Source organism: Halovibrio variabilis (assembly GCF_007991175.1).
Taxonomy (GTDB): domain Bacteria; phylum Pseudomonadota; class Gammaproteobacteria; order Pseudomonadales; family Halomonadaceae; genus Vreelandella; species Vreelandella variabilis.
Genome location: NZ_BJXV01000008.1, coordinates 67,033 through 82,595 on the forward strand (window position 1 = coordinate 67,033; position 15,563 = coordinate 82,595).

Annotated in this window: 15 protein-coding genes; 4 read left to right on the forward strand and 11 right to left on the reverse strand. The window is 53.1% G+C overall.

Annotation, left to right across the window (positions count from 1 at the left end):
- Positions 1 to 83 precede the first annotated feature (83 nt).
- Positions 84 to 1,064, forward strand: coding sequence for an Abi family protein (locus HVA01_RS07185; RefSeq protein ID WP_218031540.1), 981 nt, complete (start codon positions 84 to 86; stop codon positions 1,062 to 1,064).
- 122 nt (positions 1,065 to 1,186) lie between these two features.
- On the opposite strand, the gene HVA01_RS07190 is transcribed toward HVA01_RS07185, so the two are convergent.
- From HVA01_RS07190 to HVA01_RS07215, 6 genes are all read right to left on the reverse strand, one after another.
- Positions 1,187 to 1,513, reverse strand: a complete 327-nt coding sequence (locus tag HVA01_RS07190) for a lysozyme inhibitor LprI family protein (protein ID WP_146874372.1) — start codon at positions 1,511 to 1,513, stop codon at positions 1,187 to 1,189.
- Positions 1,514 to 1,750: 237 nt separating this feature from the next.
- Complete coding sequence (locus HVA01_RS07195) at positions 1,751 to 3,940, reverse strand: TRAP transporter large permease subunit (RefSeq protein WP_146874374.1); 2,190 nt, start codon at positions 3,938 to 3,940, stop codon at positions 1,751 to 1,753.
- A gap of 146 nt (positions 3,941 to 4,086) precedes the next feature.
- Entirely contained in the window at positions 4,087 to 5,250 is a 1,164-nt protein-coding gene (dctP, locus tag HVA01_RS07200; protein ID WP_246129530.1) for a TRAP transporter substrate-binding protein DctP, read from the reverse strand.
- Positions 5,251 to 5,726: 476 nt separating this feature from the next.
- The gene (locus HVA01_RS07205; protein ID WP_146874376.1) at positions 5,727 to 6,125 is read right to left on the reverse strand and encodes a lysozyme inhibitor LprI family protein; all 399 of its coding nucleotides are present in this window, start codon (positions 6,123 to 6,125) and stop codon (positions 5,727 to 5,729) included.
- 164 nt (positions 6,126 to 6,289) lie between these two features.
- Positions 6,290 to 6,985: a metal-binding protein ZinT gene (locus HVA01_RS07210; RefSeq protein WP_146874378.1), complete on the reverse strand. Its 696-nt coding sequence runs from the start codon at positions 6,983 to 6,985 to the stop codon at positions 6,290 to 6,292.
- A 240-nt stretch (positions 6,986 to 7,225) separates the two neighbouring features.
- Positions 7,226 to 7,432, reverse strand: coding sequence for a cold-shock protein (locus tag HVA01_RS07215; protein WP_146874379.1), 207 nt, complete (start codon positions 7,430 to 7,432; stop codon positions 7,226 to 7,228).
- Positions 7,433 to 7,797: 365 nt separating this feature from the next.
- On the opposite strand from HVA01_RS07215, the gene HVA01_RS07220 reads away from it, so the two are divergent.
- Complete coding sequence (locus HVA01_RS07220; protein ID WP_146874381.1) at positions 7,798 to 8,754, forward strand: calcium/sodium antiporter; 957 nt, start codon at positions 7,798 to 7,800, stop codon at positions 8,752 to 8,754.
- A 346-nt stretch (positions 8,755 to 9,100) separates the two neighbouring features.
- Complete coding sequence (gene nhaD / locus HVA01_RS07225) at positions 9,101 to 10,579, forward strand: sodium:proton antiporter NhaD (protein WP_146874383.1); 1,479 nt, start codon at positions 9,101 to 9,103, stop codon at positions 10,577 to 10,579.
- A 130-nt stretch (positions 10,580 to 10,709) separates the two neighbouring features.
- On the opposite strand, the gene HVA01_RS07230 is transcribed toward nhaD, so the two are convergent.
- The 4 genes from HVA01_RS07230 to HVA01_RS07245 all read right to left on the reverse strand — a co-directional run bounded on the left by HVA01_RS07230 (position 10,710) and on the right by HVA01_RS07245 (position 12,875).
- Positions 10,710 to 11,381: a glutathione S-transferase gene (locus tag HVA01_RS07230; protein WP_146874385.1), complete on the reverse strand. Its 672-nt coding sequence runs from the start codon at positions 11,379 to 11,381 to the stop codon at positions 10,710 to 10,712.
- A 147-nt stretch (positions 11,382 to 11,528) separates the two neighbouring features.
- The gene (locus HVA01_RS07235) at positions 11,529 to 12,104 is read right to left on the reverse strand and encodes a putative antibiotic biosynthesis monooxygenase (protein WP_146874387.1); all 576 of its coding nucleotides are present in this window, start codon (positions 12,102 to 12,104) and stop codon (positions 11,529 to 11,531) included.
- A 152-nt stretch (positions 12,105 to 12,256) separates the two neighbouring features.
- Complete coding sequence (locus tag HVA01_RS07240; RefSeq protein WP_246129532.1) at positions 12,257 to 12,613, reverse strand: hypothetical protein; 357 nt, start codon at positions 12,611 to 12,613, stop codon at positions 12,257 to 12,259.
- Positions 12,614 to 12,647: 34 nt separating this feature from the next.
- Positions 12,648 to 12,875, reverse strand: a complete 228-nt coding sequence (locus HVA01_RS07245) for a DUF2835 family protein (protein WP_146874391.1) — start codon at positions 12,873 to 12,875, stop codon at positions 12,648 to 12,650.
- A gap of 192 nt (positions 12,876 to 13,067) precedes the next feature.
- Between HVA01_RS07245 and HVA01_RS07250 the strand changes: the two genes are divergently transcribed.
- Complete coding sequence (locus tag HVA01_RS07250; protein ID WP_371860136.1) at positions 13,068 to 13,628, forward strand: putative metalloprotease CJM1_0395 family protein; 561 nt, start codon at positions 13,068 to 13,070, stop codon at positions 13,626 to 13,628.
- On the opposite strand, the gene HVA01_RS07255 is transcribed toward HVA01_RS07250, so the two are convergent.
- Complete coding sequence (locus HVA01_RS07255) at positions 13,625 to 15,343, reverse strand: putative bifunctional diguanylate cyclase/phosphodiesterase (RefSeq protein ID WP_246129550.1); 1,719 nt, start codon at positions 15,341 to 15,343, stop codon at positions 13,625 to 13,627. The genes HVA01_RS07250 and HVA01_RS07255 overlap by 4 nt on opposite strands.
- Positions 15,344 to 15,563: the final 220 nt, after the last annotated feature.

The window sequence follows — 15,563 nt, forward strand, 5'->3', positions numbered from 1 at the left end:
GACTACTTATAGCAACGCCTGAAACAAGCTAGCGACACCCGCTGCCAACTAGCAGCAGCTGTCGTGAAAGGAGTTCAGAACTAATGGCTTACAATAGGCCGTGGCAGTCTTTTCGCGAGCAACTGGAACTGCTCAAGTCCCGGGGCATGGTGGTCACTGACGAAGCCGCTGCGCTGGATTGCCTAGCACGGATGGGCTACTACCGGCTGAGTGCTTACTGGTACCCCTTCCGTCAGTTTGAGCTGGTACAGAATAGTAAAACCGGCAAGATCTCAACGAAGGCGATGGATGCTCTCCATCCAGACACTCAGTTCGTGGATGCGGTGCGCCTTTATCTTTTCGACAAGCAATTACGCTTGTACCTGGCAGATGCCTTGGAGCGAATAGAAATTTCTCTGCGGGTGGACTTATCCTACTTGCTGGGCAAGCGCAGCTCCTTCGCACACGTGGAGAATACCAAAGCTCATTTTCACCCAGGCTTTGCCAACCGGCCCTTTCGCAAAGGCAGCCAGCAATCCTGCTTTGATGCTTGGCTGGTCAAGTACAGAGGATTGGTGGCTCGCTCAAAAGAAGATTTTGTACGACATTACCACGACAACCACGGTGATGAGTTGCCGATATGGGTCGCGGTAGAGGTACTGGATTTTGGCGCCATCTCCCAGCTGTTCAGCATGCTGAATGTGAAAGACCAATTGGCTATTGCCAATCGTTATGGAGTAAATGACTGGCAAGTATTCAAAAGCTGGATATTTAGCTTGAGTTACCTTCGAAATCTGGTGGCGCATCACAGCCGGTTGTGGAACCGGAATATCACATCCAAACCCAAGCTACCGAAGCGTGGAGAGATCCCGTGGTGTGACTCATTCATTGGTAACGAGGACACCCGTTTCAAACCCTTTCTGCTTCTAGCAATTACGCGGATGCTGGTGAAAGCCATATGTCCCAATACCCAATGGCACAACCGACTGGCTGAGCACCTCAACCAATTTCCAGAGCAAAATTCATCAAAGAAGTTGGATCTGAACGGTATGGGGATAACGCAGGATTGGAGAGAGTGGTGGTAGGCAAAATAAAAACCCCAGCGTAGGTTGCAAGCAACCAAGAGGCCGGGGTCGTGTTGAGATAAATACTAGGCCCTCACGTTTCGAAATACAACACTTTTCAACACCTGTAGGGTAGCGAATAACTATGGCCATCGAACAAGGCATTTGGAAGCTCGCGAACACGCCTGGGCGCTACCGCCTTCTACAGCACTACTTTCAAACGCGCACTCAGCATCACGAAAGCCGATCCACGCCCGCTGTGCCACTCTGAGTTTCTCTAGCGAGACTAAATTGTCCTCAAGACGACTCACCAGCGTTTGGTAAACCGCGTTGAGCTCGTTATCCGCCGCTTGATAGGCCTGCGCCGTGCACTGGCTTAGCTCGGTTTGCGTATTGGCGCTAGCACGCGAATCAGTCGCGGAAGCAGAGCTACTTGATAGCAAAAACCCGACACTAAGAAAGAGGCGCATAATGACACCTTTGGGTGCTGGTTAAATCCGAACCGGAAAAGTCAGAATATAGCCACGAAGCTGTATTTACCCTGTACCAATAAAGCAAAGCGCCGGCATCTCGGCCAGCGCTTTCTATTCGTTCGTACACACCAAACGATGTTGTTCGCTTAGGCGGTAACACCTAGGGCACTTTTCAGGCTAGATATTCCACCAAAACGCCCGCGATACGGGCGTTTTTCACGGTGGATGGAGGAATCAGCGGTACACGAGATTAGGCAACCACGTGACCAAACTGGGGAAGACAATGACCAGAAACAGCCCCAGTGCCTGAATGCCCAGGAAGGGGAAAGAGGAACGGAAAATCTGCGCCATGGTGATGTGTGGCGGGCATACCCCCTTGATATAGAACAACGCATAGCCGAACGGCGGGCTGAGGAACGACATCTGCATGTTGACCAGGTAAATGACCCCGAACCACAGCGACACATTCATGGGTTCCACGCCCGGCATCCCGAACAGGCCATCGAAGTTCAACCCTTGGATCAGTGGAACGAAGATAGGCACTGCCAATAGCAAAATACCCACCCAATCAAGGAACATGCCCAGCGCTACCAACAGCACCATCATCACCGCCAGAACCATGTAGGGCCCCAGCCCCGCGCCGGAGATCAACTCCTGAACGAATGTCTGGCCACCCTGCAAGATATAGAAGCCCACGAAGATGCTCGCCCCGAAAATAATCCACATCACCATGGCTGTGGCCACCAGGGTAGTCATGCAAGCGGCATGCAGATTAGGCCAGGTGAGACGCTTATGCATCGCCGCTACCACCAGCGCACCGAAGGTGCCGATACCCGCCGCTTCCACCGGGGTCGCAATCCCGGTAAAGATGATCCCTAACACCAACATTACCAGAATAATCGGCGCCAGCATGTTGCGCAGCAGACGCAGCTTTTCGGTCATGTTCACCCGATCCTCGACCGGCATGGGCGGCGCTAGTTTCGGGTTCAAGGTGCCGCGCATCCACACATAGAAACCATACATTCCCGCCAGCATCAGGCCGGGAATCAGCGAGCCCAGATAAAGTTCACCCACCGATTGTTGGGCGATAACTCCATAGATGATGGCCAGGATGGAAGGCGGAATCAAAATCCCCAAGGTTCCCCCCGCCATGATCGAACCAATCGCGATTTCCGGATCGTAATGGCGTTTGAGCATCGCCGGCAAGGCGATCAAGCCCATGGTTACAACAGCGGCACCGATTACTCCGACCATTGCCGCCAGTAGCGTGGAAGCAACAATAGTAGCAATCGCCAGACCCGCTTTGAGTCCCCCCATCCATTTGTAGACCACATCAAACAACTCTTCGATGATGCCGGCCTTTTCCAGCACCGAGGCCATGAAGATGAACAGCGGAATCGCCGATAGCTGATAGTTGGTCATCATCGGGAAGATACGCGACGGCATCAGATTAAGCATGTTCTGGTCGCCCACCAGATACAGGAAACACACCCCTAGCCCGCCGGTGACGAACGCCAAAGGCAGCCCGGCTACCAGTACTACCATCAGCGTACCGAACATCACCAACGTCAAGCCGCCGATACCTACATTCGAGAGCCTGTTCTCCAGGCTCAACGACAAGCTTTCATAGTCGGTCACCGCAATATTGACCATCTCGAACAACGTCCAGGCGGCAATGATCACCCCACCGATCACCAGCACGTTGGCAAACGTCTGACTGCCCTCATGCAATTTGCGATGATGAAAAAAGGCCTGAATATCACGCATCAATTGCGCAATGCCTTGCAGCAACAGCAACAAGCCCCCGAAGAACAGCATGAATTTCACTGGGTAGTACTGCACGGCCCATTCCGTGAAAGACACTTCGTTGGAATAGCTCGACCCAAAGAAGTAGGCATCACTGACCGCCTGGGAGAAAAACTTCCAACCCGTCGTCAACAAGGCAATCGTGAAGATGAAAAAGAACACCGAGGTCAGTAAGTCCAGTGCCGTTTTGTTTAACGGCTTGGCCCGACTGTAGAGGATATCCACCCGTACGTGCCCACCTTCGCGCAGGGCAAAGGCCCCCGCCAGCAGGTATTGCATGCCGAACATCAATGTCATCGACTCATGCGCCCAATTGGTCGGCGAGTTGAATGCATAGCGCATCAAGACTTCATAAGCGAAGACAAAAGGCGCAATCAATGACCAGTAAGCGACGTAACGGCCAAAAAAGCCGGAAATACCGTCGATGCCGATAGTGAAGAAGTTACCCGGCGCCTTGTAGCCGGTATCGGTTACCAGAACTTCGGAAGTATCGCTTCCGCTGACGGTTTCCCCGCGGCGAAAGCTTCGCTCGACGAAAAACATTACTACCAAAGGAAGCAATATCAGCACTGACCAGTAGAGCCAATGCGGCAAGATGAAATTGATCTCAAGATTCATGGACACTCCTCCGAGAGGCCATCGCCGTCTGGCAATAACCACGGATCAACGAATCGAGGGGGATGCTCGATTGGGTCGGGTTAGACACAAACGTTGCCACCCGCGGATGGCAACATTCATGAGCTCTCGCGTAATCTCTCGGCAGGTCAGATGTTCAGCTGGTAACCCTGGATGTCCTCTTCTGTTATCAGCCCTACCGCCGGGTCCATCATGGTGTCCAGGTGGGCTTTGAAAAGTCGGGCGGCATCGGCATCCTTGTTGGCCCACTTGAACCACAGGGGAATAGCCGCTTCACGGAAACGAGTGGCATCCTCTTCCGAGAGGTGAATGATCTCCACACCCTTCTCACGGTATTTGGGCCATGCCTCGGCGTTGGCTTTCTGAATGGCGGCGTAATGTTCACGCGAATAAGCAGCCACCAGGTCATGCATCAGATCCTGGGTTTGAGGCGACATCCGCTCGAAGGTCCGACGGTTGACGGAAATATCCATGAGGTCGACGGCTTGGTGCAGACAAGGTGTCGAGGGTGGCCCCATGATGATGTAGTCGGCCACTTGCCAGAAGCCTAGCTCGTAGTTCACCGCCGCCCCGGTATAGTCGGCGGCATCGATAGTGCCCTTTTCCAGCGCCGGATAGACTTCCGAACCCGGCAGCAGCGTGGTCCGCGCCCCGATAGCGGCAAAGGTCTCGGCCACGATGCCCCCCGGCATACGGATCTTGATGCCTTTGAAATCATCGAAACTGCGCAGCGGCACCTTGGAGTGAATCAGGTTGAGGTCATGGTGGACATAACCCAGCAATTCCTGGCCCTGCTTACGGTAAAGATCCTTGGCGATACCGAAACCACCGTAGGCGCCAAACATCATGTCCCACTGGTGGGGCACAGAAAGCCCCATGGGATAAGCGGTTAGGAACACCCCTGCCGGCATTTTCCCAGGCCAGTAGACCGTGAACCAGTTCTGCCCATCCAGCACCCCGTTACGCACCGCATCGGCAACCTCAAAGGCCCCGGCTACAGCACCGGCGGGAAATGGCTCGATACGCACTTCACCACCCGTGGCTTCGGCAACTCCTGCCGCCCATTCCTCGAATATCCGGTAACCGGTGGTGCCTGGCTGCCAGGAAGACTGCATTCGAATCCGAATTCCCTCCTGCGCCTGCACATTGCCAATCCAGGGTGCGGCCACCGCAGCAGCGGAGCCGATAGCCGCGGTCTTGAGGAAATTACGTCGGCTCGGGGTCTTGAGCGCATCAAGAGGACTTGTGGTGTTATTAACGGAAATTTCTGACGGTTTTTTATCGTTTGTCATGACAGAGACTCCTAATGGAAAAGCACACCCTCGATACAATGGGTAGCAAGTGGCGGCTAAATCTTGTTGTTATCATCCGTAGACTATCGTGATGTGCGCTGGCCCCTTGGGCACGTCGCACAGTGAAACGTATTTTCGTGCTGGGCTGAGAGAAATTTCATGCACACTGGAAAACGCTTCCACAATTAACGTTAGCGAAAACCCCCAAACTGAACAATCGAAACATTCAACGCAACCTCTTGCCAACCAATGGTAAGACCAATTTCTTTTGGCAGGTAACTCCGCATGGAGGCTGAGAAAACCGTGGTATTACCAATACCCCCTCAGGCAAAACCTACGACTAAAGCGCAAGTGAGACTTTTTAAAAGAAATGAATTTTTAAGCAAGGACTGATGAAAAAGCCTGGGGCCTAAGCGAAAATCAGGGCGGTGTTAAATAGAAAACAGCCTATCGCCCCCTCCCTTAACGAGAGGCTTTTACCATGGGCAGCTAATATCGCCTTCTTCACAATGGGCGTGCTCCTGAAGACGTTCAGTCCGCGCTTCCGTTAGTGCTTCAAGGCATCCATTGCGCACCATAGGCAGGGCGCTACCGCCTTCCACAGCGCTACTTTCAAACGCGCACTCAGCATCACGAAAGCCGATCCACGCCCGCTGTGCCGCTCTGAGCTTCTCAAGTGAGACTGAATTGCCCTCCAGACGGCTAACAAGCGTTTGGTAAACCGCGTTGAGCTCGTCATCCGCCGCTTGATGGGCCTGCGCCGTACACTGGTTTAGCTCGGTTTGCGTATTGGCGCTAGCACACGAATAATCTGCGGAAGCAAAGCTACTTGATAGCAAAAACCCGACACTCAGAAAGAGAGACGATAAGCGCATAGTGACACCTCTTGGTGCTGGTTAAATCCGACCCGGAAAAAGTCACCATATAGCCACGAACCAGTATTTACCCTGTACCAATAAAGCAAAGCGCCGGCATCTCGGCCAGCGCTTTTTAGTCGTTCGTAAACACCAAAAGATGTTTTTCGCTTAGGCGGTAACCGCTAGTGTGCGATCATTTCTTCGACAATCTCTTCACCGCCCAACTCGGATGGGTAATACGTCGGCCAGTTGGTAACTTCTTCTAACAGTGCCTCACGATCATCGCCCCAGTAGAGGTGGAAGTGATGCGCATCGGTGGGGTAAATACTGTGGTCACTAAATTGAATATACTGCGGCAGCTCATCAGACGCTTCTTCAAGCTCAAAGATGTAGCGGACCCCACGGTTGCCCGCTTCGTAGGTTAATATCTCATAACCATCGTGCTGATACTCCCCTGTCCGCTGTTCACCGTTTTCGTAGAAAGTAACGTTTTGTCCCTCAATAACGACGCGGCCCACATCGGTTTGATACCCCGTCTCGTAATACGCCTTGTACTCTTCGGTGGTTTTATCGCCCTGCTCAGCCTTGTGCGCAAATACCTTATCCAACGTGCCATCTTCCAGGTAAGGGTAGACGGATTGCCAATCCCCTTCCCAGTCTGAGAGGGAACGATCCTTTACTTGCCCGTCGTCAAAGTAACCCGCATAGATATCGCTATCGTGGTCGTGGTCGTGGTCGTGGTCGTGGTCGTGGTCGTGGTCGTTATGAGCATGGTCGTGATCATGCTCATGATCGCTGGCGCTAACGCCTTGAATGCCTGTCAGTATCAAAGCACTCAATACAAATACGCTAGCGCGCTTAAGCGGTAATGTTGTCATATCCGATCTCTCCTTTTGGCGATTGCAAAATAATGCATGTCGGCCTAAAAGGTACATTATAACATAACACCAATCAAACCCTTTCTTACCCCAGCTCGGTTCCAACACAGTGGAGGTACGTATAAGAAGGTACGTATAAATGGAAAAATTAATTTAACAGGCACAAACACATCGGGCCTCGCGTAAGCGGGGCCCGATCATCGAGTCTAGAAGACTCGAGAGCTTAAATAATCGTTAAGATTAAGAAAGCAGCTTGATGTTTGAAGCTTGAAGGCCTTTCTGACCTTGGGTAACGTCAAAAGAGACGTTAGCGCCTTCCGGCAAAGTTTTGAAGCCATCAGACTGAATTTCAGAAAAATGAGCAAAAACGTCGTCGCTGCCGTCAGACGGTGCGATGAAGCCAAAACCTTTAGAATCGTTAAACCACTTAACTGTGCCAGTTGTCATAATATAAATCCTTTTCGCTAGTCGCGAATTGTAAAACCCTGGAATTACCCAGAAAAATAGTGAGTAGAACAAGGAATACAATTACAGACTACCGAAAGAATTCGAATGTTTCTGGAACCATGCTTGCTTGCTAACTTACTAACTGCGTGCATCCTGTCACGTAAATAGCAGCAGGTCAAAGCCTTTGTTTGTTTTTTTATCAGTAGGCCTCTTATAGGCGGTTTAAAATCGCGCAAATTTCCCCCAATAGCCGTAATCTTGCCAATGCGCCAGGCACCCTTAATCCGATCGCTTGGCACGCTTTTCCTTGCCCGGCGAATCCCGCGTTATTCGCGGCCTGGCGAGCACTCTGGAGAAATTTTAACATGCTATATGGACTTAGTTTGTTGGCGGGTATCGCGCTGCTAACCCTTGGCGGAGAGTCACTTATCCGCGGCGCCGTGGCTGGCGCGCGAAGAGTAGGCGTTTCACCGCTGCTAACAGGGCTTGTGGTGGTTGGCTTTGGCACTTCAGCACCTGAGCTGGTCGTTTCCATTGATGCGGCCATTAATCAGCAGCCGGATATTGCCATAGGTAACATTGTGGGCAGCAATATTGGCAATATCTTATTGATCCTGGGTATGTGCGCTATTATTTGCCCGATGGCGGTTCAACCCTTAGCGCTACGCCGTGATGGCCTTGTAGTGGTGCTGGCCAGCCTGTTGTTTATTGGGCTCTCATTCGGTGGTGCGCTAGGGCGCGTTGATGCAGGCATATTCTTAGCGGGTCTCGTTGGCTATCTTGTTTGGGCGTACGTAAGCGAAAACCGCCAGCACCTCCCCGCAACGGAAATGCATGTCTCAGAAGCGGAAGAAATGACCAAACTGCCCAGCACAGGCGGGACGATCGCCATAGCGTTGGTGGTTGGCTTAGCGATGCTGATTGGTGGGTCCCAGTTACTTTTATACGGCGCCATTGGCTTGGCCCAGGCCATGGGTATTTCCGAGGCGGTGATCGGCCTGACCATCGTCGCTGTCGGCACATCACTGCCGGAGATGGCCGTGTCGGTGATTGCGGCGCTGCGCCGCCATGCAGATGTCGCTGTGGGCAATATTCTAGGCAGCAATATTTTTAATCTGTTAGCCATTCTGGGCATCTCCGCGTTTTTACAACCGCTGCCCCTAGCGCCACGCGTGGCGATGTTTGACCAGTGGGTAATGCTAGGGGCCGCTGGCCTTCTGGTACTGTTTTTGTACACCGGCATGCGTTTAGCGCGCTGGGAAGGTGCCGCATTGCTCGCAGGTTATGTGGCTTACATCGCGTTAAGCTTTACGATTTATTAAGTTAAGTCCTCATTGATTACGGTTAGACTTTTGAATAGGGCTGCCTAAGCTCAAGGTGGTTTTCTAAAAAATAGATTAGCATATGATGATATAAAATCTCAGTTTTGCTCAATAAAGCTATTCGTCATTGGTCGCATACCGACTGCTTTATATTAGCTTCCCGGTATAACTAATATGGCTAAAGTTACCATTACCTAAAAGATTAATTTATTAAAAAAAGACGCCATTACGCTAAGAAGCACTACTTTCGTTCGGTTTTATAAGGTATTGCGATACATTATAGACTGATAAAATGCACTGGTTTTTACACTACTTCTGACAACTTAACCCTGAGGAAGAACGTCACATGCCTACGTTGTGCCAACCCTCTCGCCAGCCTCGATTGTATCGTCGCTGGCTTTTTTTGTTAGCGGCCTTACTATTAGGCGTCAGTCCCCACGCGTTTGCGGTCACCGGTGAATTGGACTTAACCACCTCTGCGGTTGGCTTTTTCGCCGTGGCGATTTTTGTCATGGCGTACGCGTTAGTCATGGCGGAAGAAAAGATTCACATGCGTAAGTCGAAGCCGGTGTTAGTCGCCGCCGGCATCATCTGGGGCCTCATCGGCTGGGTGTATGTCCAAAACGGGATGTCGGAAGCGTCCGAGTACGCGTTCCGGGTCACGCTGTTGGAGTTCACCGAGTTGATGCTGTTCTTGCTGGTGGCCATGACCTACATCAACGCGATGGAAGAGCGCCGGGTATTCGATGCGCTGCGCTCCTGGATGCTGCGCAAAGGCTTCAACTATCGAACGCTGTTCTGGCTCACCGGCGGTCTCGCCTTTGTGCTCTCGCCGATTGCTGACAACCTCACCACCGCGCTACTGATGTGTGCCGTGGTGACCAAAGTAGCCGAAGGCAACCAGCGGTATATTAACTTAGCCTGTATCAATATCGTCGTTGCCGCTAACGCGGGAGGCGCGTTTAGTCCGTTCGGCGACATTACCACCTTGATGGTATGGCAAGCGGGCATGGTTGCCTTCCAGGATTTCTTTATTCTGTTCTTCCCTGCCCTGGTCAACTTCTTAATCCCCGCGGCGATCATGAGCCTGTTCATCAAGGATGAAAAACCTGCCAGCGTGTATGAAGACGTGTGGATGAAGCGCGGCGCTAGGCGCATTGTGGGGCTGTTTTTATTAACCATCGTCACTGCTGTGCTATGCCACGTGGTGCTTCATCTGCCACCGGTGCTGGGCATGATGACCGGTCTCGGTTATTTGCAGTTCTTCGGTTATTACCTGCGTCGCAGCCTGCCCCGTTCCTTGGAGCGTAAGCGTGAGCGCTACAGTCGCCGTGGGGATGAACGCAAACTTCAACAGCTGGGTAGCGTGGTGCCGTTTGATGTGTTTAACCGCGTGGCGCGCGCCGAGTGGGACACGCTGCTGTTTTTCTACGGGGTGGTGATGTGCGTTGGCGGGCTTGGCTTTATGGGCTATCTCGGCCTGCTGTCAGAAGCGCTGTATACCGGATGGAACGCCACCGCGGCCAACATTGTATTGGGCGTCGTTTCCGCTGTGGTGGATAACATCCCAGTGATGTTTGCCGTACTCACCATGGAGCCGGATATGTCTCATGGCCAATGGCTGCTGATTACCTTAACCGCCGGGGTCGGAGGCAGTTTGCTATCGATTGGCTCAGCGGCCGGCGTGGCAGTGATGGGACAAGCGAGGGGTTCCTATACCTTTATGGGCCACTTGCGCTGGTCACCGGTTATTTTGCTCGGCTACATTGCCAGCATTTTGGTGCATATGTGGCTTAACGCCGATAGCTTTGCACTGTTTAGTTAAGACCGCTCGGTTAAGACTGTTCAGTTAAAGCCGCTCAGTTAAAACAGCCACCGTAGCCGCCGTCCGTCTCTCCCCCTTTTCAGCGTACTGGAAAGGGGGCTTGCCTGTTTATTGGTGTCAATGCCGACGCTTACTGCCCCGGAAGGGTCAGCGGCCCTGCACGTTTGACCACTCGCTGCCACGCCGCATCTTGTTCGATACGCGATACAAATTCGGCAATCGCCGGGTATTTCTCCAGCGAGTGAACGGCCGCGACCGCGTGCAATGGAAAGCTCATTTGAATATCGGCACCGCTGGGCCACGGCCCGGCAAAATTGCCGTGCGCCGATAAGTGCTCGTTAATAAAGTTAAGGTGCTGAGAAATCTGCGGGGTCAGGAAGCGCTTACTTACTGTATCACTGATGCCTTTAGCCAGCGGTTTGATAAGCAACGGTGACTGCTTGGGGATTTGGCTAAAAACCAGCTGCATCACCAACAGCGGCATCAGTGAGCCTTCGGCATAATGGAGCCAGTAGCGATAATCCACCCACGTCGGCATGTCGTCTGGTGTCGGCTGCAACCGGCCTTGACCATAACGCTGGAGGAGATAATCAATGATGGCTCCCGACTCCGCCACGGTAAAGTCACCATCGGTGATAACCGGGGATTTACCCAACGGGTGGATTTTTTTCAGCGAGGCCGGCGCTTGCTGGGTCTTTTCATCGCGCCGGTACACAACCAGCTCGTAGTCCAACTCAAGGGCTTCGAGTAGCCACAAGATGCGATGAGAACGAGACTTTTCCAAGTGGTGAACGTGGATCATAAACACTCCATGGGGGCTGAATTGCCGCCAGCGTTGCACTGGCGGCGGCTATCCTTTCCTGCGACACGTTGAGCAGCATCAGTCGACTAAGATTAGCAGCATCGCAGCAATGAGCCCATGGAAGTATCTATCTCAAACCAAGCATTATCACGACCGATGCGCTTGGCGCCAGCGTGCCAGTACATCCAGCGGCGACCACCGACCTTGTAGCCAGGGCGCCAATAAGCGCATCGAAAGCGGGATAAAGACACACACCATCACCGGGGTCAGCATCATGGTGCTCACTACGACCCGAGGCACTAACGCCCAATCTTCCAGGGCGCCGCCAAATATCCATTGAAAGAGCAACGAAACGGGGAAAAAGGCCAGCCATACGGCGACGGCTTGCTTCCAACGTGGGGGGGCGCCGCTGCCGGTTTGAAACCAGGCATCAAGCCCGGTCGCCCGGTGTTCATGAGGCGCTTCATAGAGCCCTTTGCCGCGCGCAAGCCACGCATGGCGCGAGGCAGAGTGTTCCCAAGCGGCTAAGGTGTCGCTACTGCTAAAGCGGAAGATAATCTGGTATTCATCATCGCCGGCAGGCGGGGCAAGTACGCCGGAGCCCAAGTAGCCCGCGAAATCAGCCGCCAGCTCGCGCCCTTCGTTAAGCCAGCGATTAAAATCCAAGTAGCGGCCGCGCTCAACGCGCCGGGCCACCATTAATGTAACGGGGGAGGTAGACATGGTATATCTCCTAATGTGTCGACAGACTCGGCCGGGTAGGCAGGCTGTTTGCTTTCAAGCGGGTAAGCCTGAAAGTCCAATTGCCACATTATACAAGCAATGTTGATGCCACAGAATAAATGTTTACGCTACGTTGGTTGGCGCACCGCGGTTTAACGCCCTGAAATCGGATGACGGCGCTCGCCGCGTTGAAAAGCGCGCACCTGCTGATAAATGTCCACGGCGTTACGGATCGCATCGGCTTCTTGAGCATCCGGCACCACCTGTGGCCCTTGATGCTCGCCCTCGGCGTGGAGAATGGCGTCTACATCGCTCCGGTAGCGGTTCAGCAAGTGCTCGAGGTTGAGCCTAATGCGATGGATCTCCAGCTCAAAGGTTTTACGCTTATCGGTGAGTTTAAGTATATCCAACGGGGTGGTCGCCGCCTCGGCCATGCCCTCTAACGTCGTAATGACTAACTTTTCAGCGCTATTTAAATTGGGAATAACGGAATAAATTAGTTCATTCAAGGTGATAGATGCTTCATCGTGGTGCATATGCAGGTCAACTTCCGGTTAATGGGTCAATACTGATAAATCGGCCTTGATCAGAAAAACTTAATCGGTAAATGCCATGCACGCCTTGACGATTCACCACACGGCGAATCGCCTCGGCGGGAAATATCACCCAGCGGCCATCCACACTGCGCGTTCGCACATTGGCAATACGCCCCTCATAGTGCGCCAAGCATTCGTCGTAAGTAAGTTCGATAACTACATCAATGGTGGGCATAGTGACGCACTGTAGTGACTGGTTAACGCTAAAGGCAACGAAACGCAAAGCGTTGACTTGCGCTACTGGCCTCGCCCGCTAATATTAAATACTATCTCAACTCATACTCTTCGTCGGTAATTATCTATGGCCGTTTCTTCCATTAGCAGCAGCGTTGCTGTCACTGTCTGGCCGCCGCCTGCAGTGAATACGATGTCACCACGTGTTGAGCAAGCAGCCAAAGCCCCTGCCCAGCAAGAGCAGCAAGAAGAAACGCCATCGACCGATACCGACAACCCCAGTAACGCCGCCGGGCCCAAGCGCGCTGATGGCACGCCCATGGTGCCCGAAGAGATTCAGTACTTAGACCAACTTAAACAGACCGACCGCGACGTTCGCCAGCACGAAATGGCTCACCAAGTGGCAGGCGGCGCCTATACGGGTGGCGCCAGCTATGAGTATGAAGTTGGCCCCGATGGCAAGCGCTATGCGGTGGCGGGCGAGGTGTCCATCGATTATGGCCCGGTGCCCAATGATCCCCAAGCCACTATCGAGAAGATGCAAACCGTCATTGCCGCGGCGATGGCACCGGCGGATCCGTCGCCAAAAGACTATCAAGTCGCGGCCCAAGCGCGCCAGTATCTGCTGGAAGCCAAACTGGACGCGTCCATGCAGCGCAGTGAAATGGAGCAGGCGCGCAACGCCGGTGAAGCGTCGTCATCAACGACGGCGCCACCGGTGGATGAACCTCCGACCGACGAGCAGGCCGCTTAATGAACCGCGCGCCCCAGAGAACACCACTCTTCACGCGTTGGCCAATTCACCAGCCAAGCCGGTAGTTCCCCGGCGGGCATCGGCCGTGCAATGCCATAGCCCTGGGCCAGATCACAGCCTAGGGCCATCAAGGCTTTGGCATGCGCTAACGTTTCCACGCCTTCGGCCAACATGGGCCGCTTAAAGCGATTGGCCATATAAATCACGCTCTCCACAATTGCCATATCGTCTTGGTCGCTAAGCATATCGCGAACAAAACTCTGGTCAATTTTGATCAGGTTAACCGGTAGCTGACGCAAGTGGGTTAACGATGAAAACCCGGTACCAAAGTCATCGATGGCAAAGCTCACGCCCAGCGCCTGACAGCGCGCCATGTTTTGCAAGGCGGCCTGCACATCGTGCATCGCCGCACTTTCCAGCACTTCCAGTTTTAACATGGCCGGCGGCACCTCTGGGTGGCGTGCCAATAGCTCGCCAAGCCGCTGGCTAAATTCACTCGCCAGTAGATGCGTAGGGCTTATATTCACATTGATCGGTAACTCGATGCCCAGCGCATGCCATTCAGCCAGCTGACACAAGGCCCGCTCAATCACCCATTCGCCCAAATCCACTTCCAACGGGGTGCTATCGATGATGGGTAAAAATTGCGCTGGCGAAAGCAGACCGTCGTCCGGATGCTGCCAACGAATCAACGCCTCCAGGCCGATCACACGGCCACTGCGCATATCGACCTGGGGCTGATAGTAAAGACGCAGTTCGTTGTTATTGAGGGCATCCATAAAACGCTGGCACTGCTCATGGTGCACCTGCAGCAAGCGGTCGTGGTTAGGATCAAATAAGTGAAACGTATCGCGGCCGCGCTGCTTGGCGCGGTACATCGCCTGATTCGCATGGCGTAGCAGGATATCGCCTTGAACGAGATCGTTTGGATAGAGTGTTATCCCCAGGCTAGCCGTTAAATAAACACTCTGGCCATCAACCATCAGCGGCTGACGGATAGAAGCCATCAACTGCTCAAAAAACGCATCGTCAACGCCGTGGTGCAGTAACAGCACAAACTCATCGCCCCCCACCCGCGCCAACACATCGTCGCCAAATAGCAGATGGCTTATCCGCTGGGCAAAGCTAGACAGCAAGGCATCGCCTACTGTAGCGCCTAAGCGGTCGTTAATACTTTTGAAAAAGTCGATATCCAGCGAACACACTGCCAGCGGCAGCTGCTGTGTGTCGGCATGCTGCATCGACTCTTGAATCAATTGCGTCAGCAGGTGAAGGTTAGGCAGCCCCGTCAGGGCATCAAAATAGACTTCACGATTGAGATGACGCGCATGGGCGGGAATGGCCGACAGGTCAGCCAGCACGATCACATGGTGATTAATCTGGCCTTGTTCATCGCGCACGCGATTAATCGACATCATACCGGGATAAAACTGGCCATCATGGCTGCGATAGCTCACTTGGCTTTTACTGCGATCACGCAATTGCAGCTGTTCGCGCCTCAAGCGCGTGGAATGGTTATCGTCTAACGGCAAAATACTGAAGGCTTCGGGGGTTTTACCTTGCACATCGCCTAGCGTTATCCCTGTTAGCTCGCAAAAAGCAGGGTTCACTTCCACTACCCGATTTTCCGCGTCGGTAATAATGATCGCTTCATTGGCATAGCAAAAAACCGATTCAGCGGGCGACGCCGACGGGCTAATCGAAGCGGTCGGCATCGCATTAGAGCGAGGCAGTGGAAGGATTGGCTGGGACGGCTGTTGAGACAAAGACTGTTCCTTTCGGATCTTCAAGGATCGATACATACGTCTCTGCTCTCCTCGTCCATTGATTGTTATATAGACTGATTGTTATATAGATAGTGTCGAGAGAGGCTAAATCAGACCCACCACGCTACTGTCTTTTTATGCACATACTCTTTTTATACACATACTTTCT

Bases quoted from the DNA above. Each gene is read 5' to 3' on its own strand.
- HVA01_RS07190 (WP_146874372.1), bottom strand. From the start codon at position 1,513: ATGCGCCTCTTTCTTAGTGTCGGGTTTTTGCTATCAAGTAGCTCTGCT.
- nhaD (WP_146874383.1), top strand. From the start codon at position 9,101: ATGCCTACGTTGTGCCAACCCTCTCGCCAGCCTCGATTGTATCGTCGC.
- HVA01_RS07215 (WP_146874379.1), bottom strand. From the start codon at position 7,432: ATGACAACTGGCACAGTTAAGTGGTTTAACGATTCTAAAGGTTTTGGC.
- HVA01_RS07245 (WP_146874391.1), bottom strand. From the start codon at position 12,875: ATGCCCACCATTGATGTAGTTATCGAACTTACTTACGACGAATGCTTG.
- HVA01_RS07250 (WP_371860136.1), top strand. From the start codon at position 13,068: ATGTCACCACGTGTTGAGCAAGCAGCCAAAGCCCCTGCCCAGCAAGAG.
- HVA01_RS07255 (WP_246129550.1), bottom strand. From the start codon at position 15,343: ATGCCGACCGCTTCGATTAGCCCGTCGGCGTCGCCCGCTGAATCGGTT.
- HVA01_RS07235 (WP_146874387.1), bottom strand. From the start codon at position 12,104: ATGTCTACCTCCCCCGTTACATTAATGGTGGCCCGGCGCGTTGAGCGC.
- dctP (WP_246129530.1), bottom strand. From the start codon at position 5,250: ATGACAAACGATAAAAAACCGTCAGAAATTTCCGTTAATAACACCACA.
- HVA01_RS07210 (WP_146874378.1), bottom strand. From the start codon at position 6,985: ATGACAACATTACCGCTTAAGCGCGCTAGCGTATTTGTATTGAGTGCT.
- HVA01_RS07220 (WP_146874381.1), top strand. From the start codon at position 7,798: ATGCTATATGGACTTAGTTTGTTGGCGGGTATCGCGCTGCTAACCCTT.
- HVA01_RS07205 (WP_146874376.1), bottom strand. From the start codon at position 6,125: ATGCGCTTATCGTCTCTCTTTCTGAGTGTCGGGTTTTTGCTATCAAGT.
- HVA01_RS07185 (WP_218031540.1), top strand. From the start codon at position 84: ATGGCTTACAATAGGCCGTGGCAGTCTTTTCGCGAGCAACTGGAACTG.
- HVA01_RS07195 (WP_146874374.1), bottom strand. From the start codon at position 3,940: ATGAATCTTGAGATCAATTTCATCTTGCCGCATTGGCTCTACTGGTCA.
- HVA01_RS07230 (WP_146874385.1), bottom strand. From the start codon at position 11,381: ATGATCCACGTTCACCACTTGGAAAAGTCTCGTTCTCATCGCATCTTG.